Annotated in this window: 2 protein-coding genes; both read right to left on the bottom strand. The window is 44.5% G+C overall.

Translation table 11 applies throughout. The annotated features are described in order from the left end of the window. A partial coding sequence (locus tag ACFIJZ_RS10020) for a phage terminase large subunit (protein WP_375632017.1) occupies positions 1-323 on the bottom strand: 323 nt, incomplete at its 3' end. Beyond that, entirely contained in the window at positions 304-636 is a 333-nt protein-coding gene (locus tag ACFIJZ_RS10015) for a hypothetical protein (RefSeq protein WP_375632019.1), read from the bottom strand. The genes ACFIJZ_RS10020 and ACFIJZ_RS10015, both read right to left, overlap by 20 nt. Positions 637-717: the final 81 nt, after the last annotated feature.

The following is a 717-nucleotide window of genomic DNA, read 5'->3' as shown; positions in this document are numbered from 1 at the left end:
GAAAACTGAAAGGCTATACGACCATCTATCGACTTAATCGACGACTCCCCAACCTTGTAATAGTCCTTTAAAAAGTCATGCGCTTCAATGGCGCGCTTAATCTCCTCCAATGAACTTTCTGCCAAAGAATTCTGAAACTGACGTGCACAAAGTATAGTGCCCGATATCCCTTGCATACCAAATTGATAGCCTTTTAAAGCAGCCATCAAGGCAAATGATCTTGTCTTCCCAGACCCTCGTCCACCCCAAGCAGCACGCACCAAAGCCTTATCTGTAAAAATCGGTATAAGCTTTGGAACAATATTAATCTGTCGTGTTGTCATTGACCAAAGGCGCGATTTCTACACGCGTTATCACCTTAATGGCTCCCCCATCTTCACCTGTTACCTGTAAAGGCAACACCTTACCAAGCAACGCTAAATAAGCAGCGGGGCATTCCATAGCCTGTTTTTCCAAATAAGAGATCAAACCATCCTTGCCAATTTTATTCCCAGCATTCTCAGCAGCCTTAACCACTGCTTCTTTTAAAATGCGCGTCATCTTATTCGGAACGCCTTTGACACGCCCTTGACCTGCCTTTGGGGGTATACGCTTTTTAATGGGTTGTGGAGCCTGTTCTGTATTTTGTGATGTCATAAAATACACCCTCCAGATAATAAAAAACCCCGCATTTGCGGGGATTCCAAACTGCACTGCCTCTCGTCTAGACACAATACG

The sequence above is a fragment of the Bartonella sp. CL70QHWL genome, from assembly GCF_042194855.1.
GTDB lineage: Bacteria > Pseudomonadota > Alphaproteobacteria > Rhizobiales > Rhizobiaceae > Bartonella.
Note: the sequence above shows the minus strand (reverse complement) of the source record. Positions and strands in the feature narration are given on the sequence as shown.

Excerpts from the sequence above, each read along its gene's own strand:
- ACFIJZ_RS10015 (WP_375632019.1), bottom strand. The coding sequence starts at position 636 with ATGACATCACAAAATACAGAACAGGCTCCACAACCCATTAAAAAGCGT.